The sequence below is a fragment of the Parabacteroides sp. CT06 genome, from assembly GCF_002257605.1.
In the GTDB taxonomy this organism is placed as follows: domain Bacteria; phylum Bacteroidota; class Bacteroidia; order Bacteroidales; family Tannerellaceae; genus Parabacteroides; species Parabacteroides distasonis.
Genome location: NZ_CP022754.1, coordinates 4,545,289 through 4,572,203, shown reverse-complemented (window position 1 = coordinate 4,572,203; position 26,915 = coordinate 4,545,289). Strand labels below are relative to the sequence as shown.

Genomic DNA, 26,915 nt, shown 5'->3' with positions numbered 1-26,915 from the left:
CCTATTTGATTAATATTTACAACAACTTTATTGAATTTTGCAAATCTACGGATTTATTTTATAAAAAAGTCATTGATAATCAATATTTATTTTGAAGTGTTGCAATATTCTGAAATATAGGCTTGAGTGGGTGGAATATAAAAAAACCCCATCCAAAAGGATGAGGTCTTTTTCTTATTTAGAAAGAATATTTTCTAATTATTTTACTAAAGCTGAGAAGTCAGAGTTAGTCGCATATTTAGCGAACTCTAAGTCGATAGCAGCTTCCTTAGCCAAGCTCTTGTCAGCAGCGATAGCGGCCTTCAAGTTGCTTACTACACCGTTAGCGTCGTTTGTACGAGCAGCAACAACAGCCTTCAAGTAAGAGGTGATAGCATCAGGTTTAGCAACACCGTTCAAAGTCTGAGAAGCCTTGCTGTAATCCTTAACCAAGATCTGAGCCAAAGCAGCGTTGTTAGTCTTAACAGAACCGAAAGAGTTAACAGCCTTAGCATATTCGCCTTGCTCTAAGTAAAGAACGCCAAGAGCCTCGCTCAATTCGTTTACGCCGGCAGCGTTACCGAACAATTGTTGAGCCTTAGCTTGGTCACCCTTCGTTAATGCGATCAAACCTAAGTTCATGTTAGCGGAAGCGTTATTCTTAACAGAGTTAGACTTGTTAAACATTTGCTCAGCCTTAGCCAAATCACCAGCCTTGAATGCCATCATACCGATGTTGTTCCAAGTGCGGTAGCAGTTAGGATACAATTCAGAAGCTTTTGTATAGATAGCCATCTTTTCATTGTCGTTGTTCGTCAATGTAGCGGCGTAAAGGATTTCCTCGATATTCAACTCAGAAGGATTGCTCTTAGCCAAAGCGCTGATCTCGTCGTCAGACTTACCGATGATCTCGATGTTAGCGGTCAAACGAGAACGACGTAATTGCGGAAGGATAGTCTCAGCCAAGTCAGAGTAAACAGCGGAGATATTCTTGATTTCTTTCTCTCTTGTCTCAGGATCTTGGTACATAGAGATCACACGCAATACTAAGTCTTTATCTTGCAAGTTAGAAGCAGAAACTAATTCCTTGAAGCCTTCCCAGTCTTGAGCTGTGTAACGAGCGTCAACCGGAGCGTCAACTTTCATCTTCTTCAATTCCTTGTTCAAATATTTCGTAGTGTTTCCTTCACGATTCTCAGCCAACGTGTTGTTCAATTTGAAACCACCATCAGGAGAAGCGTAAGCGCTGATCTCGATAGCTACATTCTGGTTCGGAGCCTCGTCTGCGTTCTTAACAAGATCTTTCCATTCTTTGATAGCGTCAGAATTCAATTCTTGAGCGCGAAGGTTAGCTTGTTGGATCAAGAACATGATGTTAGCGTCATGAGCCTCTTTGATAATACGTTGGAATTTATCAGCTGCGATAGCTGCTGTAGCAGTAGCTGCGTCTGCCAATTCGGAAGTAGCGATAACGCCTTCACCGATCTTTACGTCCGGCAATTTAACAGTCTTGTTTTTGATCTTCGCGTCGAAAGTCAAATACAATTCTGATTTTTTCATCTCGGGTTTGTAAGTGAAAGAAGACTTCATAGTTACGTTAGCGCCTTCTTTTTGAGGGATTACTTGGTTGTTACCTTTTACTTTCTCACCTTGGTAAGTGTAAGAAGTGCCCCAAGCTTCGCCACCCTGGTAACGCAATACCGGAGTTACAGTTACAACAGCTTTCTTGTTGAACCATTTAGCGGGGAAAGTCGCATTGATCGTTACAGGAACTTTGCCTCCGATAGCCTCTAGCGGCTGCGGCTCTGCTTTAATGTACTGTTCTGCCAACGGTTTCAACTTGTTTGAACAAGAAGAAAGAGTTAAAATGGCTGCCAATACGAAGAATGGCAATAAAAACTTTTTGTTCATAATCTTGATGTAAGTTTAAAATGTTACTATGTTAATATATTCACTTCCAAATTATCCCTTAGCCATTATCGTGCAAAACTAAAGTATTTTTTTGTTATGGATAGCAAAGAAGCGATAAAATCTTTTTAATTAATACTTATTAATGAATCCTAGGCTTGTTTTATACATAAAATATGGGTAGAATTATTGAAAAAATATGGCTGTGTACCTCTTGCCATTCTTTTCAATGGATGGTTTCCCAGAACTCTTATTGTATATTTTTTGATTAAAATATAATCTTTTGTGTATAATGCTCCTCGCCATAATGCACGGTTAGAAAGTAGACTCCAGATGTTAATTTTAGGAAATGGAGTGTAGCTTGCCTGTCCGTGATCTCTCCGTTTTCCGACACTTTTCCTTGTGCCGAGTGCAATGTATAAGTCGCTTTCTCCATTCCATCCGGCAAAACAAGGTGTACCATGCCTTTCTCCGGACCGAGATGAATGAGTACCTGCTCGTTCGCCTCGAGCTTTTCGTTGCTGATGGGGTTACCGTATTGAATGACGGGATCGATAAACAAGGAGGTGCTAAAACCTGCTTGCGTATATTCGGTAGCTTGTCTCCAGCCGTTTTTATCATGAACCCAAGCCGTATTCCGGGTCGTTTTGCCTTTGGGCAAATTGTAAGCGGAGAAATACGTGTTCTCCGGGACGCTCTTGAGCTTATAGCCGATGTAGAACTTTCCGCTGACGTTCACGGGCTTGGAGAAATGGATATAACTTTCCTGTGACCGATTTAGGGATTTAGCGGTCTCAATAAACGTATCGTCCAATATCGATTTATTGCTATAGGTGGGTTGGAATGTCTCCGTATATAATAATGTAGAGGGCTTAGAGTCGCCGCTGTAAACGGTAACTTCCACTTCCATCTGTTTGTAATTCGCTCCGGCAGGCGGTGTTACGAAATAAGCTCCGTATAAGGTACCCGCTTCGGCTACTTGGTAAGCTTCCGCATATTCAGTGATATTGGCGGGGTTGTTCCCGAATAAATACGCTTTTTCAGACCCGGGATAGAGCGTACATTCGGCGTTTTCTTGATTACCGGAGTCATAGATGTTGCTCAACCGGAAACAAGGGGCTGATTTATACGGATCAAGTCCCTCACAAACCTTGGTCTCGTCATTGGACGGGTTCAGCCAATATTTGAGCTGTCTCTCGGGGGTATCGATTGCGTCCCATGGTTTCATCAAAGAGAAGAAGTAATCATCCTTCGGGCTATTCTCGCTGGACTGCCCGCCGGATAACGCTCCGATAATCTCTCCGTCGGCATTGAATAAAGGAGATCCGGAGGAACCGCTGGCCGTATAACCTACTTCCCAAGTCTTGACATGCCAATGAGCGTTCTTGTAAAAAATCATGTTTGGATCTGTCAAGGTAAAGGGAGCCAGATCCTCATCGGATATACTGATTCGCTTTACCGAGTATTGGGGATGTTGGATGCACGTATAGGGGGCAGGTCCTACCTCTTGTGCGTTCCAGCCCGCGTAATAAGGCCTGTAATAAACCGGAGGTGTGGCGGTAAGTTCCAACAAGGCCATGTCTGCCATTTCATTAACCGCCTTGAAGTAAGTGGATGCGGTAGACATCTCTTCCGTTCCCCTTAGGATCGGGTCGCAGAAAGGGCTGTTGAAGTTGAAAAAGCAGACGATACTTCCGGCTATTTTCTCATAATCGGGGTTTTTCATCGTGAATTGCTTGTTCAGGCAATGGGAGGCGGTGAGTAGATAAGGCTTTCCGTCATTGTCCGTATTATTTATCAGGGTGCCCGTGCACCCTACGCTTCCGTCTATGATCAGGAGAACGACGCTTTGCCCCCATTGGGCGTAATCGTTTGTCCCATCTTGATAGCAAGCTAACGGTGGAATTTTACCGATCAGTGAGGTGTTGTCTCCCGGTTCTAACCCCCGCAAGCTCCGGTAGCCATGGTTGACTTCCCCGACGGTCAGTCTTCCTTGAAAAGAGGCGTTAGCCGGTTCTTGATATTCTATGATCAGGCGATCCCCTTGGATAGGAGAGACCGGCAATAGGTTTAACTCCGAGTTGTTTAGGTGATTGAACGAGCCTAATATCTGTGTCTGGTCCTCATTATATAGGAAGAGCTGGGCGCCTTCGGGCAGTTCATATTCCGTGAAGAGCACGTTGATGGAAAGGGCCCCGGGCGAGTAGATCCCGAGTCTCCATACACGTGTCCCATCCGGCCCGGTGAAAGTTACGCCCGAGTTGTACCGATTGTAATCCGTTATGAATTTATAGGCAAAACGGAAACCGCTTCTTAGGTCGCTCTCATTCAGCGAGTCGATGCGTAACTCCTCTTGGACGTCGAACGGAGGCATTTCTTTAAACATCTGTCCGTTTGTACTTCGCATGAGCGATAGCGGAAGCGGGCGGCCTCCGTGGCTAACCTGCGCTTTCAGATTTCCTTGAAAACCGAGCATCGTTAGCAGGAATATAATGTATAAAGAGGTCAACTTTTTCATATCGGGCAAATATAACTATATTTCTTTACCCCATGATCTATATATCAAGTTTTTTCGCTAAGTTTGCCAATCGAAAAGTACGGACAAACTTAAATAAAACCAATATATAATTAAATTCTAAAGATATGGCAACACCTCCGTTTCACTACGAGCCGATGTTCCAAAAGGGACCGGACACAACAGAGTATTATTTGCTTACAAAAGATTATGTTTCCGTTTCTGAGTTTGAAGGAAAACCGATCTTGAAAGTCGCTAAAGAAGGTTTGACCGCTATGGCTAACGCCGCTTTCCGCGACGTATCATTCATGCTTCGCCGTTCTCACAACGAGCAGGTCGCAAAGATCCTAAGCGATCCGGAAGCTACGGACAACGATAAGTACGTGGCCTTGACATTCCTTCGCAACGCCGAGGTAGCGGCTAAAGGCGTACTTCCTTTCTGCCAAGATACCGGTACGGCTATTATCCACGGCGAGAAGGGCCAGCAGGTCTGGACCGGTTACTGTGATGAAGAAGCGCTTTCCTTAGGTGTTTACAAGACCTACACGGAAGAGAACCTTCGTTACTCCCAGAACGCTCCGCTGAATATGTACGATGAGGTAAATACGAAATGTAACTTGCCGGCCCAGATCGATATCGAGGCTACGGAAGGCATGGAGTATGAGTTCCTTTGCGTGACAAAAGGAGGTGGTTCCGCCAATAAGACTTATTTATACCAAGAGACAAAAGCGATCTTGAATCCGGGTACATTGGTTCCCTTCCTCGTAGAGAAGATCAAGACATTGGGTACGGCCGCTTGTCCTCCGTATCATATAGCGATCGTGATTGGCGGTACTTCCGCTGAGAAGAATTTATTGACGGTGAAGTTGGCTTCTACCCGTTTCTATGATAGCTTGCCTACGACCGGTAGCGAGGGTGGCCGTGCTTTCCGCGACGTGGAGTTGGAGAAAGAGGTATTGGCCGCCGCCCAGAATATTGGCTTGGGCGCTCAATTCGGTGGTAAATATCTGGCACATGATGTTCGCATCATCCGTTTGCCTCGCCATGGCGCTTCTTGCCCGGTAGGTTTGGGTGTAAGTTGCTCCGCGGACCGTAATATTAAATGTAAGATCAATAAGGAAGGTATCTGGATCGAGAAGTTGGATAGCCATCCCGGCGAATTGATTCCGGAGGAACTTCGTCAAGCGGGTGAGGGCGACGCTGTCAAGATCAACTTGAACCAACCGATGGCGGATATCTTGAAGGAATTGGATAAATATCCAGTATCTACTCGTTTGTCATTGAACGGAACGATCATCGTGGGCCGTGATATCGCTCACGCTAAGTTGAAGGAGCGTCTGGATCGTGGCGAGGATCTTCCCCAATACATCAAGGATCATCCTATTTATTACGCGGGCCCGGCTAAGACTCCGGCAGGTATGGCTTGTGGCTCTATGGGCCCGACGACCGCGGGTCGTATGGACTCATACGTTGACTTGTTCCAGAGCCATGGCGGTAGCATGATCATGTTGGCGAAGGGTAACCGTAGCCAGCAAGTTACGGACGCTTGTAAGAATCACGGCGGTTTCTACCTAGGATCTATCGGTGGCCCTGCGGCTATCCTGGCTCAGAACAATATCAAGAGCATCGAGTGCGTGGAATATCCGGAATTGGGTATGGAAGCGATCTGGAAGATCGAGGTAGAGAACTTCCCCGCATTTATCTTGGTAGATAACAAGGGTAATGACTTCTTCAAGCAGATCAAGCCTCGTTGCTGATTCCTTGATCGGTAAAGATAAATGAAAAGCGGTATCCGGCGGCAAGCTGGATACCGCTTTTTTCTAAAAAAAAAGTCGTACGTGTTTTTTTAATAGGTTAATCCCACGATCCACAGCGGTAGTTTCTTGCCGGTGGCGAACTCCATATTGTCAGCCAAGATGAAGGAATCGGGGAGATCCGCTATTTGCTTGAATGTTTTATCCGCTCCTCCTACCTCGAAGGTGTAGGCATGGTCTACGATAAAGTCACCTTTTGTTTTTCCATATTCCACGTTATGATTTACGGATAACTGGTTGACGACAAAAGTTTCCCTTGCCGTCCCGATCTGTACGGGAGCGGAAGCTATGGCGTACAATAGGTTGGGATTCTGTAGGTAAATCTTATCCGGTTTTTGCATCTTTTTGACAGATAGTAAATCCGAGTACAATAACTTGAGCAATTCCGCCTTGTCCAAATTCTGTAAGTAATTGATGACAGAGTTTCGGGAAAGTCCGATCATTCCCGCTAGTTTCGTGATGTCCAGCTCATAAGGAACAGAGGTAGCTAAGATACCCATCAAAGCCTTTAGCTTCCGTGTATAGGCAGGATCTACGCCACACAGCAACGGGAGTTCCTGCTCAATAATGAGATTGACCACATTCTCGATATTAATATAATAATCTTCTCTGTTACCCGTAAAAAAGGGGTAATACCCTTCGTGGAGATATTCGTTAAACATTTGTACGGGGCGACATTTCTCATTTATTTCCCGGCAAATGTTTCCTGGATTTTCCAGTATCGTTTGTAGGGAATAGACAGGTATATCAATTTGCTTATAGAACATGAGAAATTCCCGGAAGGAAAGTCCGTACATATTATATGGTAGGCAACGTCTGGAAAGATCGGCATCCGCATTCAATATATTCAATAGGGAAGAACCGCTAAAAACAATTCGTAGAGATGGATACAGGTCGTAGGCCTCTTTTATCTCTTTACTCCAAGTGGGATATTTATGTACTTCATCAAGGAATAATTGTTTTCCTCCTTGCAAATAGAACCGCTCAATCAGCTCAGATAGGGTGTGATTACTGAAATAGATGCTGTCGAGCGTGCAATAAAGTACCTCCCTGCTTCCCGGCTGGAAATTCAGTTTGATGTATTGCAACATGAGTGTTGTTTTTCCGACACCCCTTGATCCTCTGATGGCGATCAGAGGATTATCCCAGTGAATTTGGTTCATGAGTTCCCTTATGATATGGGTACTCGTTTGTGCCAGTAATCGTTCTTGTTTAATAAATAGACTATCCATACGCTGATTGAATGAATGACAAATATACGATTTATTCAAGATAGATAGCAAAAAGTACATGGATTTGTTAAGGGCAAAAAGCAAATCTGGTGTTTTTTTGTTAAGAGTAAAAAGCAAAACCTGTAAGTATCCGGTCGTAGCGTACTTTGCGTATTGGCTTTCAAAAGTTTGTATAAATATCAATGAAACTATTACACTTTAATTTTTTACCTTTGTTGCGTTTAAGTGATAAAACAGATTTCCAATGCCTCGTATATACATCCTCTTGATGTCGGTCTTGATCTCGGCTTTTTATGCTTGCGATCATCGGGGGAAGCCTTACCCCGCTACCCTGTCACGGATCGAATCCCTTGCGGATACAAATCCGGAGGAAGCCCGCCCTTTGTTGGATCGATTGCGGGATAGCCTTTCGTCCTTTGATGAGGAACAGCGTATGTATTATGACTTGCTCGACTTGAAGGTCAATGATAAGATGTATGTCCGGCATACTTCTGATTCTTTGATCAAACGAATCACCGCTTTCTATGAGACATATGGCGATCGAGACAAATTACTAGAGTCTTATTACTATATGGGCCGTGTCTACCGGGATTTGAATGATGCCCCGGAAGCGTTGAAGTATTTCCAAAAGGCATTGGATGTGGCGGGGGATACGAGAAAGTACCGATTATTGTCCAATGTCTATTCGCAGATGGGTACGCTTTATGATTATCAGAATGTATATGAAGAGGCGATCCGTATGTATGAGAAAGCGGCTGAGTATAAATTACTGAAAGGAGATAGTACTAGTTTTTCTCTTGTGCTGAGAGATATTGCCCGGGTATATGATATGGTCGATAAGAATGACAGTGCGCTTCTCTATTTTCAAAAAGCGGCAATTATAGCGAATGAAACAGGAAATAGACATCGATATTCCGGTATATTGACTGAGCTGGGTGATCTTTACCGGGAATTGGTAATGTATGATAAAGCTTTGGAATGTTTGTCTGAATCATTAAAAGATTCCGTAGACCGGAATATGTATCCTACTTATTCGGTTTTGGGGAATACTTATTTAGAACTCAATAAATTGGATTCTGCCGATTACTATTTAAGAAAGTGCCTGGATAGTCCTAACTTACATGTTAGAGACGCTATTTATGAGTACTTGTCGCTTTTGTATGAGCGTCGGTTGAATTATCGGGAGGCTATTCGCTATGTCCGTCTTGGCCAGCAAGTGCAAGATTCCATCCGCAAGATAACCGATTCGGAGGAAATCCGTAAAATGACCTCTTTATATAATTATCAAAAGCGGGAAACTGAGAATTTACGGCTAAAGGGCGAGAATGACCGGATGCAGATTCGTATTTACCGGATATTATCCTTGTTCGGATTGGGGCTTTCGATAACCTTATTGTTTATATATAGACTGAAACGGCAGAAAGAGCGGTTGGCTAGGCAGTTTGAGGCGCTTCAGCGGGAAAAGCAAGAACAATATGAGAGAAGTTTTCAATATGTAGAAGCGAATAACGCGAAATTGAATGAATTGGGAACCTTACTATCTAAAGACCATGAAGATACAAATTCATTGCTTCATGTGCGAAAAGAACTTTTGCAAGTGACCAATGAACAAATACAGTTGCGGCGTACCGAGCGTGATTTGTTAGAGTCGGATTTAAGGCATTCGGATATCTATATGAAATTCCATTCCACGAATGAGGCAGATCAGATAATCAGGGAAGAAGATTGGAATGCTTTACGGAAGGAGTTAGATAAGACATACAATAATTTTACGAATCGTCTATATCAGTTATATTCGGGAATGTCATTGATAGAACTCCGGATTTGTTACTTGATAAAGATATCAGTCAAGGTAACTGATATGGCAAAAATCTTGGGTCGCTCCAAACCCTCCGTATCCTCATCCCGTAAACGGCTTTATAAAAAAATAAAGGGAGAGGATGGAACCCCGAATGAACTGGATGAATTAATCGCTGGTCTTTAGCCTTATACAACTCTGCGAACAAAAAGCGAACAAAAAGCGAACAGTGTTTTAGCCCCGAATCCAACCTTATCGGATACTTTTGCAGTCAAAAAATGAATGGGATGAAAAGAATTTTACTTTTGACTTTGTTGAGTTGCGTGGGCTTGTGTACACAAATATTGAGTGTTTTTGCCCAACAAGGAGAGAAAAGTGTCGGGATAAATGTGGGTTACGGCACAGCAAGTAGTTTTGAGTCGTTTCGCTTAGGTGCTGAGTTCAATTGGAACGCAACGGATCATATTCGTTTGTCGCCTTCTTTCGATTGCTATTTTGCCAGTAGTACCTCTTATGTGGTTAGTGCGGATGTACATTATTTATTTCCGATAAAAAACACATGGCAGGTTTATCCTTTGCTGGGAGTCACTTATACTCATTTCATGACTAATGAATTTGGGGGAAATATTGGAGCTGGTGTGGAATATCCGATTTCCTCGTCTTTTTATGTAAGTGCCGAAGGGAAATACCAGCTTACGAAGGATTTCCAGCAATTTGCTTTGGCGGCAGGTGTAGCCTATAAGTTTTAATAGGTCATTTGATACATCGTTCGACGGAGTATAAAGACTAAATTCGTTGGGAGAACGAGATATAAGAACTTCTTAGGAGATGGTAACGTCCTATAAAATAAAATCCCGGATAGCGTTTAATCTACCCGGGATTATATATTAATGTATAAGACCTTATCTTAGTTTCTGTACTCCCTGCGAGGCCCGCAGTCATTACGATCTTGATGAGGACCACGGTCTCCAGACGCTTCCAGCCGATCTCGGAAATGTGAAGCAGATCATCCTTGCCCGATATAAACTCAACGAACGTACCGTAAGGCATAAGAGAAGCGTTATCCCTCAAAAGGCATGTTTGGCAACATGATCCTAAATTATCAGTAGTACTTACCTTGCCAACGCAGTATATCTTCTATGCCACTTGCAGTATATATCCCATGGATAAGTAAGTAGTACTGACTTTTCCGGCATGAGAAAAGCGTTTCCCTTAGGCGAACAAATAGTTTCTCCTAGGGAAAACTAAAGTTTCGTAAGCACAAAACTAAGGTTTCCTCATGAGGAAACAAATGTTTCCATAGCGGAAAACTTTTGTTTTATACCAAGAAAAACTATAAATGTCAATTAATCAGTTTTTTAGATGATATATGAAGCATGACCAAATAGATAGCTTGCCGGCTAAGCAATGTCTCCGTCTTCGGTCGCTTCTTGAAAAAGATAGGACTAATAATACGGTTGGCGAGTAGGGGACGGTGGTGTTTTGTGATTGAAAAGTAGTAAATGGTTGTAGATACGAGCCAATAGTGGTAGATGCTATTTATCTACCACCACCCGATAAATAACTTATGACCAATTGATTATAGCTATAGTTGTAGGTGTGGTAGATGATTTGATAAAAAAATCCCGGATAGTGTTTAATCTACCCGGGATAATATATAATGTATAAGACCTTATCTTAGTCTCTGTACTCCCTGCGAGGTCCGCGATCACCACGATCCTGACGAGGACCACGGTCTCCACGATCTTGGCGAGGTCCACGCTCACCTCTTTCTGGTCTTGGCGGACGTTCCTCGTAACCTTCCGGTTTCGGAAGCAATACCTTGCGGGAAAGTTTGAACTTGCCTGTTTTCGGATCGATATCAACCAACTTGACAGAAACCGTATCGCCTTCCTTCAAGCCGGCTTGCTCAACGGTCTCCAGACGTTTCCAATCGATCTCGGAAATGTGAAGCAAACCATCCTTACCCGGCATGAACTCAACGAATGCACCATAAGGCATGATAGAGGAAATCTTTCCTTCATAAACCTCTCCGATCTCAGGAACAGCGACGATAGCCTTGATCGCCTTGACAGCCGCGTCGATCGTAGCCTTATTCGTGCCGGAGATCTCGATCTTTCCTACGCCGTCTACCTCATCGATAGATACCGTAGCTCCCGTTTTCTCTTGGATACCTTGGATGATCTTACCGCCCGGGCCGATTACCGCACCGATGAATTCCTTACCGATAATCATCGTCTCGATACGAGGTGCATGAGGTTTCAAATCCTCACGAGCTTCCGGTTGAGCCTCCAATATCTTGCCCAAGATATGCATACGACCCTCTTTAGCTTGAGCCAAAGCATTCTCAAGGATCTCGTAAGACAAACCGTCTACCTTGATATCCATCTGGGTAGCCGTGATACCGTCTTTCGTACCCGTTACCTTGAAGTCCATATCACCCAAGTGATCCTCGTCGCCTAAGATATCAGACAAGATGGCGTAGTTCGTACCCTTGTTCTCGGAGATCAATCCCATAGCGATACCGGATACCGGTTTCTTCATCGGGACACCCGCGTCTCTCAACGCCAAGGTACCGGCACAAACCGTAGCCATAGAAGAAGAACCGTTAGACTCCAAGATATCGGAAATCACACGTACTACATACGGATAGTTATCCGGGATCATACGTTTTAGCGCACGGTGAGCCAAGTTACCGTGTCCGATCTCACGACGGCCTACGCCACGTGTTGCTTTGGCCTCGCCTGTGGAGAACGGGGGGAAGTTATAATGTAAAAGGAAACGCTCGTATCCATGGTTCAATACGTCGTCTATCATTTTCTCATCAGACTTCGTACCTAAAGTTACCGTAGATAAAGACTGTGTCTCTCCACGTGTAAAGATAGCGGAACCGTGAGGACCCGGCAGGCAATCTGTCTCGATCCAGATCGGACGGATCTCGGTAGTCTTACGACCATCCAAACGCTTACCCTCATCAAGGATGGCACGGCGCATAGCCTCTTTCTCTACATCGTGATAGTAGCGACCGATCATTTCCAGTTTCTCGTCCGTCAACTCCTCCTCGGAGAATTGAGCCTTGTATTCCTCGACGATTTTCTCGAATGCCTCGCTGCGTTCGTGCTTGCCGCTACCGGATGTGGCTACGGCGTAAGCCTTGGCGTAACATTTGTCGTGTACGTCCTTGCGCAACTCGTCATCGTTTACCTCGTGGCAATATTCACGTTTTACCAATTTGCCGCAAGCCTCGGATAATTCCAATTGAGCCTTGCATTGTACCTTGATAGCCTCGTGAGCGACCTTGATAGCCTCAAGCATCTCAGATTCCTGAACCTCGTTCATCTCACCCTCAACCATCATGATGTTGTCTATGGTAGCGGCAACCATGATGTCGATATCAGCTTTCTCCAATTCCGCGGAAGTTGGGTTGACGATGTATTTTCCATCCGTACGAGCTACGCGAACCTCAGAGATCGGTCCGTTAAAAGGAATATCAGAAACTGCCAAAGCGGCGGAAGCGGCCAAACCTGCTAATGCGTCCGGCAAATCTTCGCCATCAGCGGAGAACAATATAATATTTACATATACCTCAGCGTGGTAGTTGTCTGGGAAAAGAGGACGCAACGCGCGGTCTACTAAACGAGATGTGAGGATTTCATAATCAGAAGCTTTTCCTTCTCTTTTTGTAAAACCTCCGGGGAAACGTCCAAAAGCGGAGTATTTCTCTTTGTATTCTACTTGCAACGGCATGAAGTCAACACCCGGGTTCGCGTCTTTAGCGGCACAAACAGTGGCGAGCAACACGGTGTTGTTCATACGAACGGTAACCGCTCCGTCCGCCTGTTTGGCCAATTTCCCGGTTTCGATGGTAATGGTTCTTCCATCACCTAACTCGATCGTCTTGTTAATTGGATTAAGCATAATCTTTTTTCTTATTTTTCTATCTGTCAAAAATTGGTGCAAATGTAATGAAAGTTTACCTGTAATTGCATGAAAATGAAAAGAAATAACAGTCTTAAAGCACTTTTTTTGAAAAAAGCCTTGAAGAAATACGGAATAATAGTGCCACAATTGTAAAATAATGTATATTTGCACCGGATTAGTAATATAGACAAACTGGAATAATGAAACAAATATCTACGAATTTACTAGCTGTGCTGTGTGTTATGTTGCTTTTGTTCACGGCTTGTAAGAAGAATTCTGATTTTACGGTGGAAGGTGTAGTGTCCGGCGCAGACGGCCAGATGATGTATCTGGAGAATGTAGGTGTGTCGACGGTAGAGTTGATGGACTCCGTAAAACTGACGGCGGCCGGTAAATTCAGCTTTACGAAGCCTCGTCCGGCATTCCCAGATTTTTATCGCTTGCGTCTGAATAACCAATTGATCAACTTCTCGGTAGATTCTACGGAGACGATCTCGTTCGTGGCCGATGCCGGGACTTTCGCTACTTCTTATAGCGTGGAGGGCTCAGAGAATTGCAAGGCGATCAAGAATATTACCTTGGCTCAATTAGATGCGAACCAAGCGATCCATCGTTTACGGAAAGAATCTGAGTCCGGTCTGTTGGCGGATTCCGTATATTCCCGCCAGGTGCTCGAGGCCGCCGAGGCTTATAAGGACGTGGCTCGTAAGTATATTTATTCCGCCCCGATGTCCGCTGCCGCTTACTTTGCCTTGTTCCAGCAAATTGACGGCTTGCTGTTCTTCGATTTGTATGACAAGAACGACTCGAAGGCTTATGGCGCCGTAGCCACCAGCTTCGATCACTATTATCCGGAAAGCCCTCGTGCTAAGCATCTGTATAACTTGGCTCTTCAATCGATAAAGGTGATTCGTAGCCAGCGCCCGATGGACTTGGATAAGGTGGAGAAGAAAGAGGTTAGTTTCTTGGATATCGAGTTGCCGGATGTACATGGGGAAAACACGAAATTGTCTTCTGTCGCTACAGGTAAGGTGGTGTTGATCAACTTCACGGCCTATATGTCCGAATGGTCTCCTGCCTTGAATATGGAATTTGGCGATTTATATACGAGGTACCACGATAAGGGCTTGGAGATTTACCAGATCTCTTTGGATAGTGATCTTCACTTCTGGAAGAACGCCGCTTCTAATTTACCTTGGGCTTGCGTGCGTGATCCACAGTCGGTTTACTCTCAGACCGCGGCGTTGTATAACGTGAAACAGCTTCCGGCGATCTTTATCTTGGATCGCAAGGGAAACTTGGTTAAACGGGTGGACGACGTGAAGAAACTTGAGGCTGACATCAAGTCCGTATTGTAAATTGTTCATGATTTAATCATCAGATTTATATGTTATAAAGCACTTTCGTAAACTTGTTCATCTTAGAAAGATAACCTAACTTTGCGGAGTCTTGAAATGATAAAAAAGGGGAGTTCCGGCCATATGACTTGGTCGGGATTCTTTTTTATTATGCGATAATCAATCAATATTAATATAAAGAATAAGGAGGATTTAGTATGGCTGTTAGTTATATGACAAAGGACGGCTACGATAAGATTTTAGCTGAAATCAACTATTTGGAGACCGTGAAGCGCCCTGAAATATCAGCCCAGATCGCTGAGGCGAGGGATAAGGGTGACTTATCCGAGAACGCTGAGTACGATGCCGCCAAAGAGGCTCAAGGTATCATGGAGGCTAAGCTTGCGCAGTTAAAAGGTTTGATCTCAAACGCCCGTCTGATCGATGAGAGTCGTGTGAAAACTGATGAGGTTCAGATTTTGAACAAGGTGAAAATTAAGAATACGAAGAATAACGCTGTCATGACCTACACGTTGGTATCGGATTCGGAGGCTAACCTAAAAGAAGGAAAGATCTCCGTAAGCACGCCGATCGCCCAAGGTTTGATGGGAAAGAAGGTAGGGGATGTCGTTGAGATCCGTGTGCCTTCCGGCTTGATGACGTTTGAGATTATGGATATTTCAATTTAAAAACAGAAAGACGTATGGCAACTATTTTCAGTAGAATCGTGGCGGGTGAGATCCCTAGCCACAAGGTTGCGGAAGACGATGAGTTTTTTGCTTTCCTCGATATCAATCCGGTAGCCTTGGGGCATACCTTGGTAATTCCTAAGAAGGAGGTCGATTATATCTTTGATATCGATGATCCGATGCTGGGACGGATGGTAGCTTTCGCTAAACGGGTAGCTCGTGCTCAAGAGACCGCTATCGAGTGTAAGCGTGTAGGATTGGCTGTCATGGGTTTGGAAGTGCCCCATGCGCATATCCATTTGATTCCTATCACGAAGGAGTCCGATATGTATTTCGGCGGGAAGAAATTGGCTGTAAGTCAAGAAGAATTGGCCGAGATCGCCGCTAAGATTAGAAAAGAATTCAAATAATTGAATATAATTTTTTAATTATAAAAAATTGGTTATATTTGTACCCGCTGTTTTATGCGTGACAATATCATGCAAAGGGGACAGCAAATCATTAATATGATTCATTAGTGGTTTTTACTCATAAATTTGTTAACCTTAGAAGAAAGGCCCCTCTGTGACAGAGCGGCCTTCTTTTTTTAAACACACAATAAACATTATAAACTACTAAATTGATATCTTCATCTTACATCTTCGAATAGGATTAGGGGAGCCAAACGGCATGCCTGTTCCAACCGTGTACACCGTTCCAGTAATCATGCCAGTCATATAGCATACCGGATTGATGGATATATACGCCACATAATACAAGGGAGATAAGCCATAAGGCTAATAATATCCATCTTGCTTGCGTCGGTAAGGGACGTACCTTGAACAATTGGCAGCAAATCGCGTATATCAGGGAGAATATGGGGATGCCGATGAATAAGATCGTCCCTATGCATCCCATGATTGCCATTGACAGCGGTGCTCCGTTTATCAAGTCCGCTCCGAACGGAGAGAGATTATAGATGAATCCGGCTCCACCCATGAGCAAAGCGAATGTTACGACTACCAGAATGAATACGACTAGTACTAGCGGTGGCAACAGGAAGATTCCGGCCAATATGATGAAAAACTTCAGGATGAACCCGATGACCAGAACGAAAACATCCGCCAGCTTTTGGAAGAAGTTCCTCGGCTTATCCGAGCTGATAAAGTCGTTCACGTTATTGCTGACTTTCTCGAATCCATCTGTCACGGTCTTTCCGATATTCTCCACCGTCACGCTTTGTCCGCGCATCTCGAGTTTCTCGGTCGCCGTACGTGCCATCGGTACGATGATCCACAACAAAAAGTAAAGCGGAACCGTGATTCCATAGAAGAACATCAGAAGGAAAAGCACGATACGTACGGCAGTCGGGTCCCAATCCATGTAGGCGGCGAAACCTCCGGCGACACCTCCCAGAATACGGTTATCCGGGTCACGCATCAAGCGTTTCTTGGTTGTCTGGGTATGAGTCTCCTGTTGTTGTGTCCGGTAATTATCCTCGTGGTCGGTGCTTTTCTCTTCGTCCTCGAAAATCTCTTCCGGCTTACCCATCCGTTTGATCACTTCCTCTACCTGCTCGATCGTGATGACCTCGTAGCCTAAGCGGACACGCTCGTTAAGAAGTTCCGAGATACGCATCTCGAAATCATCCATGATCTCATCCGAACCCTCTTCTTTTCGGAAGTGGATGCGCAGGTTCGACAGATATTTGTCTAATAATTGGTATGCGTCTTCGTCAATGTGGAAAACTGTGCCTCCTAGATTAACAGTAAGTGTCTTCTTCATCACTCTTTCGTTTTAATTGTTTCTGATGTGGTTTATTGTATCATTTAGTTCCTGCCATGAAGCCTCCAGCTCGCCGAGGAATAGTTCTCCTTTCTCGGTCAGTTGGTAATACTTGCGTGGCGGTCCTTGCGTAGATTCTATCCACTGATAACTTAATAGCTCGCTATTTTTTAGTCGGGTTAAAAGAGGATATAAAGTGCCTTCCACAACGATCAACTTCGCTTCTTGTAACTTCTGAATGATATCAGAGGTGTAAGCGGGTTCCTTTTTGAGAAGCAGGAGGATGCAATATTCCAGCGTCCCTTTCCTCATTTGTGATTTTACGTTCTCTGCATTCATCTCTTTTAATTTTATGCTACAAATGTATGTATTACATATGTACTATGCAATACATGCTACTATGAATTATTATTATTTAACCGAACACTTGCACAAAAAGAGCAATTATGTGTAAAAAAAGGACTGATGTCGTGTCTTTTAGAAGAGAAAAGCGTACTTTTGCGGTATCAATTCAAAATAAGGAATTATGATTTATTATCATTTCGCCGAGTTAATACACCGTCAGGCAGAGAAATATGGGAACCGTACAGCGTTGAAACATAGAGATAACGCTACGGGGAAATGGTTGAAGATTTCTTGGAGGGAGTTTTCCGATAAGGTTATGCTTACGGCCAAGGCGATGGCTGAGTTCGGGATAAAGGTACAAGAGAATATCGGAGTTTATTCCCAGAATATGCCTCAGTGTTTATATACGGACTTCGGTGCGTATGGTAACCGGGTGGTTTCCATCCCGATGTACGCGACGAATTCTCCGGGACAAATCGAGTACATCATCAATGACGCTAAGATCCGCACGTTGTTCGTGGGTGAGCAATTGCAGTATAATAACGCTTTCAAGGTACAGAAGGACTCTAAGTATCTGGAGCGTCTGGTTGTCTTTGATCCGGCGGTCAAGATGAATCCGGAAGATAAGACGTCCATTTATTTTGATGATTTCTTGCGCTTGGGGGATAACGCGCATGCGGAGAGCACGGTGAAAATACGTATGACGGAAGCCGTTCCGGAGGATCTGGCTACCATTATATATACGTCCGGTACGACAGGTGAGTCGAAAGGCGTAATGCTTCCTCATTCTTGCTATCTGGAGGCGATGCGGATACATGATGTCCGTCTGCCTCTGGTAACCGACAAGGATCTATCCATGAGTTTCTTGCCAATGACTCATATCTTCGAGAAAGCTTGGTGCTATTATTGTCTCCATAAAGGGGTTACGATCGCTATCAACCAAGACCCGAAAATGATCCAGAAGACATTGCCGGAGGTTCATCCTACCTTGATGTGCAATGTGCCTCGTTTCTGGGAGAAGGTGTATGCGGGTGTGCACGAGAAGATCAACTCCGCCTCTCCGGCCATGAAGAAGATTTTCTTGGATGCTATCGAGACCGGGCGAAAGTATAATCTGGAGTATAAGAATAAAGGTATTCCGGCCCCGTGTGGTTTGAAGTTGAAGTTTCAATTTTACAATAAAACGGTTTTCACCTTATTGAAAAGGGTATTGGGTATTGAGCGTGGACGGTTTTTCCCGGTGGCGGGCGCTCCGTTATCGGATACGGTTAATGAGTTCTTGCAGTCCGTGAATATCCCGATCGCTTATGGTTATGGACTGAGCGAGACGACGGCTACGGTTTGTTTCTACCCGGAGATCGGATTCCAGTTTGGTTCTATTGGTGAGGTAATGCCGGGAGTTCAAGTGAAAATAGATCCGGGGAATAACGAGATCTTGGTGAAAGGCAAGACCGTGATGTCCGGATATTATAATAAACCGGAAGAGACGAAGAGGGCTTTCACCGAAGATGGTTTCTTCCGTACCGGCGACGCTGGTCGTTTGGAGGGTAATACGTTATTCTTTACGGAACGAATCAAGGATTTGTATAAGACTTCAAACGGAAAATATATCGCCCCGCAAGCGATCGAGATGGTGATGAGCGGTGATAATTATATCGAGCAAATCGCTGTTATCGGCGATCAACGTAAGTTCGTGAGCGCCTTGATCGTGCCGGCTTATCCATTGTTGGAGAAGTATGCCGGGGAAAAAGGCATCTCGTTCGAGAGCCGGGAGGAGTTGGTGAAGAACAAGGATATCATTCGTTTCATCGAGGCTAGGGTAGAGGAGCACCAGAAGAACTTGGCTTCTTACGAGAAGATCAAGCGCTTTACCTTGTTGCCGGAACCCTTCATGATGGGATGCGAGCTGACGGATACGCTAAAGTTGCGCCGTCCGGTCGTATTGCAGAAGTACGCTACCGAGATAGAGGCGATGTACGAGGAATAACGAGTTTGTCGGCTATCAACTATTTCTTATCTTCGCGGTAAATTTAAAAAAGAAAAGAACATATGATCACATCAGACCAACTACATGACGTGTTGGAGCGCGATAAGGCGCTGAGGGGGTATCTTTGACATCGATAGCAAGACCATTCAGTTAGAAGAGGAGGAGCTACGTACGCAAGACCCCGGTTTCTGGGAAGACGCCAAACGCGCGGAAGTCCAGATGAAGAAAGTAAAGGAGCTAAAGAAATGGATCGAGCTTTACGGTGAGGTACATGCGGCGGCTGAGGAGCTAGAGTTGGCTTACGAATATGTAAAGGAAGAGATTATCACCGAGGAAGAGGTGGACGCGGCTTATAAGAAGGCCCTTCATTTACTGGAAGACTTGGAGTTCCGCAATATGCTTCGCGACGAGGCTGATCAAATGAGCTGCGTGCTCAAGATCAACTCGGGTGCCGGTGGTACCGAGAGCCAAGATTGGGCTTCCATGTTGATGCGTATGTATCAGCGTTGGGCTGAGAATAACGGTTATAAGATCTCTATCGCCAACTATCAGGAAGGGGATGAGGCCGGTATCAAGACCGTGACCTTCAATATTGAGGGCGATTATGCCTATGGCTATCTAAAGAGCGAGAATGGCGTGCATCGTTTGGTACGTGTATCTCCTTACAATGCCCAAGGTAAACGAATGACCTCTTTCGCCTCCGTATTCGTCACCCCGTTGGTGGATGATACGATCGAGGTAAAGGTAGAGGCGGCGGCTATCTCTTGGGATACGTTCCGTTCGGGCGGCGCCGGAGGACAGAATGTGAACAAGGTGGAATCCGGAGTTCGCTTGCGTTATCAGTTCAAGGACCCGTATACAGGCGAGGAAGAAGAGATCTTGATCGAGAATACCGAGACTCGCGACCAACCCAAGAACCGTGAGAACGCTATGCGTCAATTGCGTTCCATCCTTTACGATAAGGAGTTGCAGCATCGCATGGCCGAGCAGGCCAAGGTGGAGGCCGGAAAGAAGAAGATCGAGTGGGGTTCGCAGATCCGTAGTTACGTATTCGATGACCGTCGCGTAAAAGACCATCGTACGAACTACCAGACTTCCGACGTGAACGGTGTGATGGATGGAAAGATCGACGATTTCATCAAAGCATACTTGATGGAGTTCGCCGGAGAAGAAAGTGCGGAAAAATAAGTTTTTCCCTTTAACATTTGCATATCTCGATAATAAATCGTAATATTGCACCCGATTTCAGAGCCTAGCTCTGAACAGGTCCTATAGCTCAGTTGGTTAGAGCACCTGACTCATAATCAGGGAGTCCTTGGTTCAAGCCCAAGTGGGACCACGATGGATGATCGCTAAATAACGTAATATTAGTTATTTAGCGATTTTTTATTGTACCTGCATGAACTAAAAAAGAATATGAGTGTTTGAGGTCACAATTTGTGATCTCTTTAGAGAAACGCCGCCGCCCTCGTGAATATGGAATGAAAGGCTTGGTTGATCAGGCCCGGATCGATACGGGAGTGTGTCGGGAAGGGGATTTGATGGGAGTAAGCGAACGGGAAATCCAGCTCTTCCAATATCTTGCCGGACGCTTTTCCTAAAGCCTTGATCACCCCGCCAGTAGGCATAACGATATCTTTTTTCAATGAGATCGCCCGAATACGATCGCAAGCCCGTTGGAAGAACGACTCCCGGTAATCTCGTAACACATCCTCACGTACCATGGCCTTAAAGGCTTGCTCCAGAAAATCATTCTTGAACGAGGTGGGAAGCGTACGGTTCTCCAAGAAATCATGCCGGAAGTAATGGCGTACCTTGGCGAACGCCTCCTTGTCCATGATATCACGGGCGTTGCCATCCATCTCACTGAAGATAGAGCCACCGCAAAACATGAATAAACGGGTGTCCGTAAACATCTTGTCCGGATTCGCTAATAACAAGACCTGCGAGAGTAACGCCCCGATGGAATAAGCGAATAAGTTGATGGACGTATCTTCCTTGAACAAAGGATGCTCGCCGTTCTTGATCTCATGAACCAATTGCCACATATTATAAACGGATTCTCTGCCCGAGGCGTAAAAGCGTAACGGGTTTTGGGATAGCCGGCTGCTGAGGGCCACGTTGGCGAAGGTGGAGTTCGTCACGTTCGCTACCTCCTCCTTGCGTTTGCTTACCCAAGGGAGGATCGCACGGGGATTGGCCCATAATCCCGGGGTACGGTTCATATGGAAAGCGATCGGGAACAGGATGACCGGCTTACCGGTCGTATGGGTGAGGTATTCCGCCCATGTGAGGTATTTTTCCCAAGTCCGCTCGTTCAGGCCATGCAACAGGATAATCGCCTCATTATTCTTTTTACGTCCCGAGGGCGTGAATATGGCATACGAGAAAGATTTGTTCTCTTGGATACGATCGTCTGTCATCGGACAGAATCCGGTGGGGGTAAGTCCCTTCTGGAACTCGTCGATCTCGCTGGCTCCACGGGTCTGGGTGAAGCGAAACGGGATGATCTCCAGATGGCTCTCTTCCAATTCAGTCTTTTTGTCATAAGAGAAAAGACTGTTCAGTTGCTTAGTACGAAGTGAAATATCCATAATCCTCTGATTTTTTACTGCAAACAAACAATAGAAAAACATCTCTTCAAAATAAATGGTTTAAACGGGCTTGGTTGGGGACATAAAGTGTTATTTAGGGGTGAAATCTTTTATAGAGGGGTGAATTTCGTCTGGGAAAATGATTACATTTGTTCCAAAATAGAGGCAAAAAGATGGGAATGTGGGATCAAAAAATACCAAGTTACATATACGGTAAGCAGAATATCGTGAGGCTGATTCTGTGGACGGCTTTGTTTGCGTTGGTGTTTATCAACATCTACAAGCCGTTTAGCTCCACCTCTTGGTACAAGGTCTCGGAGTTTAAGTTCTTCGTATTCTCCAGCTTGATTATCTTGACGGGAGTATTGGTGGTTGTCTTGAGCCGTATTATTCTGTTCCATTGGGGGAAGCGGCATGCTATCACGGTCCGGACCTATGCGATCTGGATCGTGCTGGAGATATTCTTCATGTCGCTTTTCTATACGATTTATACGTTGGTACTGAATCCGGAACGAGAATATATGGAAGTTTTTAACGATTCGGCGGTGAATACCAGTCTGGTTTTATTGCTCCCTTATTCCGTGCTGCACCTGTATTTCTCTTATAAAGAGAAAGAGCGGCAATTGCGATTGTTGGAGGAGAACCAGACAGAAGCGGCGGTTCGGCAAAGCGTTTTCTCTTTCTATGACGAGAAGAACGAGTTGCGCCTTTCCGTGAAGCGAAGTAACCTGCTGTATCTTGAATCGGCGGATAATTACGTTTGTATCTGGTATCTGAATAAGGGGCAGCTCACGAAGTTTATGCTTCGCAACTCCTTGAAGGCGATCGAAGAGAGCCTCGCTGATACGAATGTACTCCGTTGCCATCGTTCTTTCATGGTAAATTTCGACCAAGTGAAGGTGATCCGCAGGGAGAAGGAGGGCGTTTATCTGGAGCTGGGGATCGAGAAAGTACCCGATATCCCGATCTCCAAGACGTATAGCGAGAAGGTAACCCGCTGGTTCCAGACCTATTCTTCCTAGCGGGCTATTTCAATTCGATATTATTTTCTTTTGCGTATTGCGAGGGGCTCATGTTGAATTGCTTGGAGAAGGCCCGGCTGAAATAGGATTGCGAGTTGAAACCAACCGCCTCGGCGATCTCGTAAATCCTCATATCGCCTTGAAGGATTAACTCGGCGGCTTTCTTTAGCCGGCTGATCTTGATCAACTCGTTGGGCGTTACGTTCGACAGGCCGTTGATTTTACGGTAAAGGGTCGGACGGCTTAGATTCATCAAGTCCGCTATCATGTCCACGTCTAGGTTCACGTCGTTTATATGGCTGTCGATGATATCGTTCAGTTTCTTCAAGAACTTCTCGTCCGCCTTCGTGTAAGCCATGGATTTGATATTGGCAATCGGCGAGTTGAAATAATAGGCACGCATATTGCTCCGGTTGTTCAGCAGGTTCGTCACTTGGGTAAGCAATAGATCCATGGAGAAAGGTTTGTCGATGTAAGCGTCCGCCCCAAGCTCAAGCCCTTCCATGCGAGATTGTAAGGTGTTCTTAGCCGTCAGGAGGATGATCGGGATATGGCTGAACTCCAGATTAGTCTTTATCTTTTTCAATAAGGTGAAACCATCCATGACAGGCATCATGATATCGCTGATGATTAATTGGATGCCATATTCCTGAAGACGGGCAATCGCCTCCTCGCCATTACCGGCGGTGACAACATTGTAATGGACATTGATCTCTTGACCGATGAAATGGAGCATTTCGGTGTTATCTTCCACCACGAGAACCGTCGGGCGGGATTCTTGGGCGACATATTTCCGCTCGCTGGCAGGGTTGGTCAGGACCTCTGCTTTCTCTTCCTCTAGTTTTAATGAGTTCGGTTGGTTCACCGGCAAACGTAATCTAAAGATGATAAGCCCGGCCGGAGATTCCTCCAACGTCAACGATCCCTCGTGCATCTCCGCTAAAGAACGGGCCAAGGGTAGTCCGAGCCCGGTCCCGGATTTATGGATAGAGGAGTCATCCCGGTAGAAAGGCTCGAAGATCTTTTCTTTTATCTCCTCCGAGATGGGCTTTCCATCGTTCATGATATCGATCGTGAATCGCTCGCCATCTTGTGCCTCGAACCGGACGATGATCTTGCTTCTTGCGTATTTAATAGCGTTCGATAGGAGGTTGCTGAGTATCTTCGTGCAAGCCTCCTTATCGATAAAGGCGTAGAAAGATTTCACGTTACACTCGATAATCATCTGCAATGCCTCCTGCTCTGCCGTGTCGTGGAAACGCTCAAAGGTCTCTTGCATCAATGCGATGATGTCCGTATGTATGAAGTTTAGTTTATATCCCTCGATTTCCGTCTTCCTGAAATCCAGTAGTTGATTCACCAGATCCAGTAGCCGGTTTGCGTTTTTATCCACAATTGTCAGATAATTCTTTGCGCTGGGAGATAGCTTGATGTCCCGTGTTACTTTCTCCAGAGGACTTTTAATTAAAGTCAGGGGCGTACGTATCTCATGAGCGATATTGATGAAGAAATCAATCTTGGCTTGATAAAGCTCCTTCTCCTTTTCATTCTCGAACTCCTGTATTTTCTGCTGTATATTGGCCTTATTATGCCGGGAAATGATAAAGATCAGCAACACTACGCATCCGATAGCGATAATCCCATATAGGATTAACGCCTTGGTAGAGAGCCACCATGGGGGAAGGATCGTAATCTGGAACATCGCCGGCTCATCATTCCAAATACCGGACAGGTTCGCCGCCTTCACCTTGAACGTATAATTACCGGGCGGTAGTTTCGTGAAATAAACCCGGTTCTCGCCCACCACATGATACCATTTGGAACTTAACCCTTCCATGCAATAGGCGTATTGGGTGAGGTTGGGGGCTTGGTAGCTTAATGATGTGTAGTCGATGTAGAATGTGGACTGATTATGTTCTAAGGTGATCCCTTTTTTAAAAGTGATGTCTTTTTGCCTCAATAGATTATGGTCGGGGTCCGAATAATTGATTTGTGTCATATAAATCTTCGGTTGGATAGAGAACTGTTGGATATTATCGGGGTGGAACCGGACCAAGCCTTTCAAGGTCCCGAAATATAATTTGCCGTCTTTAGCTTTTAAAGAAGAGTTATAGTTGAATTGATTGGACAGGAGCCCATGTTCTTTTTTGAACACCTTGATCTCTTGATTGACAGGGTTAAGTACGGCCAGGCCATTTGTGGTACTGATCCACATGTGGCCTTTAGGGTCTTCCTCGATCCGGTAAATGACGTTACTGGGTAGGCCGTCTTGAGTCGTGTATTTTGTCGTACTCTTTAAATTCCGGTCGTACATTTTCACTCCGTTTCCGGTAGCGAACCATAGATTGTTTTTAGTATCCTCATGGATGTGATTGATCGTCCGGTTGGCGTTCGTGTTTATGGAATCCAATTTAAATTCGCCGTGTTTTTGCCGGATTGGGTCGAAATAATATAATCCGATATTGAATGTTCCGGCCCATATAACCCCTTCGTGATCCTCGAAGATCGTTTGTATCCTGCAATTACCGGGGAATTGATCGAGAGGCTCGAAAATATCTTTCTCCGGATTATATTGATACATGCCGGATGCCGTAGCTATGAGCAAGTTATTTTTCCGGGTTTTATAGAGATATACGATGATATCGTTTTGGGAGGCGTAAGGATTCGGGGCGATCGTATAATGCTTGATGATTTTCTCCGTACGGATATCCATCACGTCTACCCCGTTAGCGTGTGTCCCGATCCATAGATAGTCTCCAATCACGGTAAGCCCGTGGATACAGCTTTGGGAAAGACCGTCTTTATCTTGGAAGTTCTTATAGGTTTGCGTACGGATGTCGAGTTTATTGAGACCAGCGTCTTCGGTTCCTATCCATATATTATGGTTAGCGTCTTGGCAAATATCATGGATAATATCACCGTTAATTGTTTTTTGCCCGGGTATATTGTAGTCTTTCTTGAATTTGAGATAAGGGGGAAGGTAATTAATGCCCCCATTATCCGTACAGATCCATAAGCCACCTTCCCGGTCCTTGCAAAACTGTTTGATAGCGTTATTGGATAGTGAATATGGATCGCATTTGTCTTGTTCTATGTGAAAGGTCTTGTTTGAGGGGATTTGGTAGATATAGATACCGTTGTAGGTGGCGATCCATACCTCGTCGTTTGTCACTTGGAAAATATCCCGGGTATAGAGGGGGCTGTTCTTTTGCTGGGTAAGAACATTTCGGCAAACACCTGTTTGTATATTGACTTGTTTGACCCCGTTATCGCTTGTACCTATCAGTAATGTATTATCGGACGGAGATGCCCATAGAGTCGTCATATTATCTATATGTAGGGTGTCGCTACCGTTATGGATATTTAGAGGGATGAATTTGTTATCGGTCGGGTCTAAAAGGACGACATTGCCGTTTAGCGTGGTGGCCCAGATCTGATCTTGGGGGGTGATATAGAAAGAGGTGATCGGATCACTATCCTTATACAGGTAGTTTTGGTGTAGCTCGGATTGCTCATTATATTTAATAAGGGAAAAGCCGGATAACAGCATCCACAGATTCCCTTGGTGATCAAATTCCAGATAGGTACAGCCGATTCCTTTCGTGAACTTTATCAAGGAAAAAGTATCGGTTTGGTAATCGTATTTTTGTACTCCCATATTAGTACCCACCCAGAGTTCACCGGAAGGGCTTATCGCCAAGTCGGTAATCCAGCTACTTATTAAAGTTCCTCTCTGCTTGGTTTGATTTTTTATGATATGGAATTTGTTCCCGTCAAATCGATTGAGCCCGTCCCGTGTTCCAAACCACATAAAGCCATAATGATCTTGGACACAACATGTCACGTTATTATTGCTTAATCCATCTTCTACCTCATAGGATTTAAAGTAGTATGACCGGGCGTTGAGCTCTATTGCGGTTACTACAAATAATAGGACGTATAAATAATTCATCAAGTTTTTTTTCATAGATCTCCCTTGTATTTCATGCGCAATATAAAGCCTTTTCCTA

General features: G+C 44.8%; 17 protein-coding genes and 1 tRNA gene. 10 read left to right on the top strand and 8 right to left on the bottom strand.

Annotation, left to right across the window (positions count from 1 at the left end; translation table 11 throughout):
- Positions 1 to 198: 198 nt before the first annotated feature.
- Together CI960_RS20075 and CI960_RS20070 are read right to left on the bottom strand one after the other, a co-directional pair.
- Complete coding sequence (locus tag CI960_RS20075; protein WP_005860806.1) at positions 199 to 1,890, bottom strand: hypothetical protein; 1,692 nt, start codon at positions 1,888 to 1,890, stop codon at positions 199 to 201.
- 265 nt (positions 1,891 to 2,155) lie between these two features.
- A complete protein-coding gene (locus tag CI960_RS20070) occupies positions 2,156 to 4,405 on the bottom strand; it encodes a trypsin-like peptidase domain-containing protein (RefSeq protein WP_005860808.1) in 2,250 nt (749 codons plus the stop codon).
- 125 nt (positions 4,406 to 4,530) lie between these two features.
- Between CI960_RS20070 and CI960_RS20065 the strand changes: the two genes are divergently transcribed.
- Positions 4,531 to 6,159: a fumarate hydratase gene (locus CI960_RS20065; protein WP_005860810.1), complete on the top strand. Its 1,629-nt coding sequence runs from the start codon at positions 4,531 to 4,533 to the stop codon at positions 6,157 to 6,159.
- A gap of 89 nt (positions 6,160 to 6,248) precedes the next feature.
- Here the strand turns inward: CI960_RS20065 and CI960_RS20060 are convergent, their stop codons facing one another.
- A complete protein-coding gene (locus CI960_RS20060) occupies positions 6,249 to 7,448 on the bottom strand; it encodes an ATP-binding protein (RefSeq protein WP_029257263.1) in 1,200 nt (399 codons plus the stop codon).
- Positions 7,449 to 7,692: 244 nt separating this feature from the next.
- Here CI960_RS20060 and CI960_RS20055 point away from each other — a divergent pair, with 244 nt between their 5' ends.
- Both CI960_RS20055 and CI960_RS20050 read left to right on the top strand, forming a co-directional pair.
- On the top strand, positions 7,693 to 9,432 hold the full coding sequence (locus CI960_RS20055) for a tetratricopeptide repeat protein (RefSeq protein WP_005860814.1): 1,740 nt from the start codon (positions 7,693 to 7,695) through the stop codon (positions 9,430 to 9,432).
- Between the two features lie 101 nt (positions 9,433 to 9,533).
- Complete coding sequence (locus CI960_RS20050; protein ID WP_005860816.1) at positions 9,534 to 9,995, top strand: outer membrane beta-barrel protein; 462 nt, start codon at positions 9,534 to 9,536, stop codon at positions 9,993 to 9,995.
- Positions 9,996 to 10,923: 928 nt separating this feature from the next.
- Here CI960_RS20050 and pnp read toward each other — a convergent pair.
- On the bottom strand, positions 10,924 to 13,164 hold the full coding sequence (gene pnp / locus CI960_RS20040; RefSeq protein ID WP_005860818.1) for a polyribonucleotide nucleotidyltransferase: 2,241 nt from the start codon (positions 13,162 to 13,164) through the stop codon (positions 10,924 to 10,926).
- Between the two features lie 203 nt (positions 13,165 to 13,367).
- On the opposite strand from pnp, the gene CI960_RS20035 reads away from it, so the two are divergent.
- From CI960_RS20035 to CI960_RS20025, 3 genes are all read left to right on the top strand, one after another.
- Positions 13,368 to 14,525, top strand: coding sequence for a TlpA disulfide reductase family protein (locus CI960_RS20035; RefSeq protein ID WP_005860820.1), 1,158 nt, complete (start codon positions 13,368 to 13,370; stop codon positions 14,523 to 14,525).
- 197 nt (positions 14,526 to 14,722) lie between these two features.
- Positions 14,723 to 15,193, top strand: a complete 471-nt coding sequence (greA, locus tag CI960_RS20030) for a transcription elongation factor GreA (protein ID WP_005860822.1) — start codon at positions 14,723 to 14,725, stop codon at positions 15,191 to 15,193.
- A 14-nt stretch (positions 15,194 to 15,207) separates the two neighbouring features.
- Positions 15,208 to 15,603 carry an HIT family protein gene (locus CI960_RS20025; protein ID WP_005860824.1) on the top strand — a complete coding sequence of 132 codons (396 nt, stop codon included), beginning with the start codon at positions 15,208 to 15,210 and terminating at the stop codon, positions 15,601 to 15,603.
- Positions 15,604 to 15,844: 241 nt separating this feature from the next.
- Here CI960_RS20025 and CI960_RS20020 read toward each other — a convergent pair whose 3' ends face one another.
- Together CI960_RS20020 and CI960_RS20015 are read right to left on the bottom strand one after the other, a co-directional pair.
- Positions 15,845 to 16,957, bottom strand: coding sequence for a PspC domain-containing protein (locus CI960_RS20020; protein WP_005860826.1), 1,113 nt, complete (start codon positions 16,955 to 16,957; stop codon positions 15,845 to 15,847).
- Between the two features lie 12 nt (positions 16,958 to 16,969).
- A complete protein-coding gene (locus CI960_RS20015) occupies positions 16,970 to 17,296 on the bottom strand; it encodes a PadR family transcriptional regulator (RefSeq protein ID WP_005860828.1) in 327 nt (108 codons plus the stop codon).
- Between the two features lie 187 nt (positions 17,297 to 17,483).
- Here CI960_RS20015 and CI960_RS20010 point away from each other — a divergent pair, with 187 nt between their 5' ends.
- The 3 genes from CI960_RS20010 (at position 17,484) to CI960_RS20000 (ending at position 20,628) form a co-directional block, all read left to right on the top strand.
- Complete coding sequence (locus CI960_RS20010) at positions 17,484 to 19,289, top strand: long-chain fatty acid--CoA ligase (RefSeq protein WP_005860830.1); 1,806 nt, start codon at positions 17,484 to 17,486, stop codon at positions 19,287 to 19,289.
- 62 nt (positions 19,290 to 19,351) lie between these two features.
- A protein-coding gene (prfB, locus tag CI960_RS20005; RefSeq protein WP_121773575.1) for a peptide chain release factor 2 occupies positions 19,352 to 20,477 on the top strand; the annotation gives its coding sequence in 2 pieces (ribosomal slippage) (positions 19,352 to 19,414 and positions 19,416 to 20,477; 1,125 coding nt in all).
- Positions 20,478 to 20,554: 77 nt separating this feature from the next.
- Positions 20,555 to 20,628, top strand: a tRNA-Ile gene (locus tag CI960_RS20000).
- 109 nt (positions 20,629 to 20,737) lie between these two features.
- On the opposite strand, the gene CI960_RS19995 is transcribed toward CI960_RS20000, so the two are convergent.
- On the bottom strand, positions 20,738 to 21,883 hold the full coding sequence (locus tag CI960_RS19995; protein WP_005860835.1) for a DUF6051 family protein: 1,146 nt from the start codon (positions 21,881 to 21,883) through the stop codon (positions 20,738 to 20,740).
- A 179-nt stretch (positions 21,884 to 22,062) separates the two neighbouring features.
- Between CI960_RS19995 and CI960_RS19990 the strand changes: the two genes are divergently transcribed.
- Positions 22,063 to 22,905, top strand: coding sequence for a LytTR family DNA-binding domain-containing protein (locus CI960_RS19990; protein WP_005860837.1), 843 nt, complete (start codon positions 22,063 to 22,065; stop codon positions 22,903 to 22,905).
- 4 nt (positions 22,906 to 22,909) lie between these two features.
- On the opposite strand, the gene CI960_RS19985 is transcribed toward CI960_RS19990, so the two are convergent.
- Positions 22,910 to 26,857 (bottom strand): hybrid sensor histidine kinase/response regulator transcription factor, encoded by a 3,948-nt coding sequence (locus tag CI960_RS19985; RefSeq protein WP_036631797.1) that lies wholly within the window; start codon positions 26,855 to 26,857, stop codon positions 22,910 to 22,912.
- Positions 26,858 to 26,915 lie beyond the last annotated feature (58 nt).

Coding starts and splice junctions, on each gene's coding strand:
- greA (WP_005860822.1), top strand. CDS start 14,723: ATGGCTGTTAGTTATATGACAAAGGACGGCTACGATAAGATTTTAGCT.
- pnp (WP_005860818.1), bottom strand. CDS start 13,164: ATGCTTAATCCAATTAACAAGACGATCGAGTTAGGTGATGGAAGAACC.
- CI960_RS20075 (WP_005860806.1), bottom strand. CDS start 1,890: ATGAACAAAAAGTTTTTATTGCCATTCTTCGTATTGGCAGCCATTTTA.
- CI960_RS19985 (WP_036631797.1), bottom strand. CDS start 26,857: ATGAATTATTTATACGTCCTATTATTTGTAGTAACCGCAATAGAGCTC.
- CI960_RS20010 (WP_005860830.1), top strand. CDS start 17,484: ATGATTTATTATCATTTCGCCGAGTTAATACACCGTCAGGCAGAGAAA.
- CI960_RS19995 (WP_005860835.1), bottom strand. CDS start 21,883: ATGGATATTTCACTTCGTACTAAGCAACTGAACAGTCTTTTCTCTTAT.
- CI960_RS20060 (WP_029257263.1), bottom strand. CDS start 7,448: ATGGATAGTCTATTTATTAAACAAGAACGATTACTGGCACAAACGAGT.
- CI960_RS20055 (WP_005860814.1), top strand. CDS start 7,693: ATGCCTCGTATATACATCCTCTTGATGTCGGTCTTGATCTCGGCTTTT.
- CI960_RS20025 (WP_005860824.1), top strand. CDS start 15,208: ATGGCAACTATTTTCAGTAGAATCGTGGCGGGTGAGATCCCTAGCCAC.
- CI960_RS20070 (WP_005860808.1), bottom strand. CDS start 4,405: ATGAAAAAGTTGACCTCTTTATACATTATATTCCTGCTAACGATGCTC.
- CI960_RS20015 (WP_005860828.1), bottom strand. CDS start 17,296: ATGAATGCAGAGAACGTAAAATCACAAATGAGGAAAGGGACGCTGGAA.
- CI960_RS20020 (WP_005860826.1), bottom strand. CDS start 16,957: ATGAAGAAGACACTTACTGTTAATCTAGGAGGCACAGTTTTCCACATT.
- CI960_RS20065 (WP_005860810.1), top strand. CDS start 4,531: ATGGCAACACCTCCGTTTCACTACGAGCCGATGTTCCAAAAGGGACCG.
- CI960_RS20035 (WP_005860820.1), top strand. CDS start 13,368: ATGAAACAAATATCTACGAATTTACTAGCTGTGCTGTGTGTTATGTTG.
- CI960_RS19990 (WP_005860837.1), top strand. CDS start 22,063: ATGTGGGATCAAAAAATACCAAGTTACATATACGGTAAGCAGAATATC.
- CI960_RS20050 (WP_005860816.1), top strand. CDS start 9,534: ATGAAAAGAATTTTACTTTTGACTTTGTTGAGTTGCGTGGGCTTGTGT.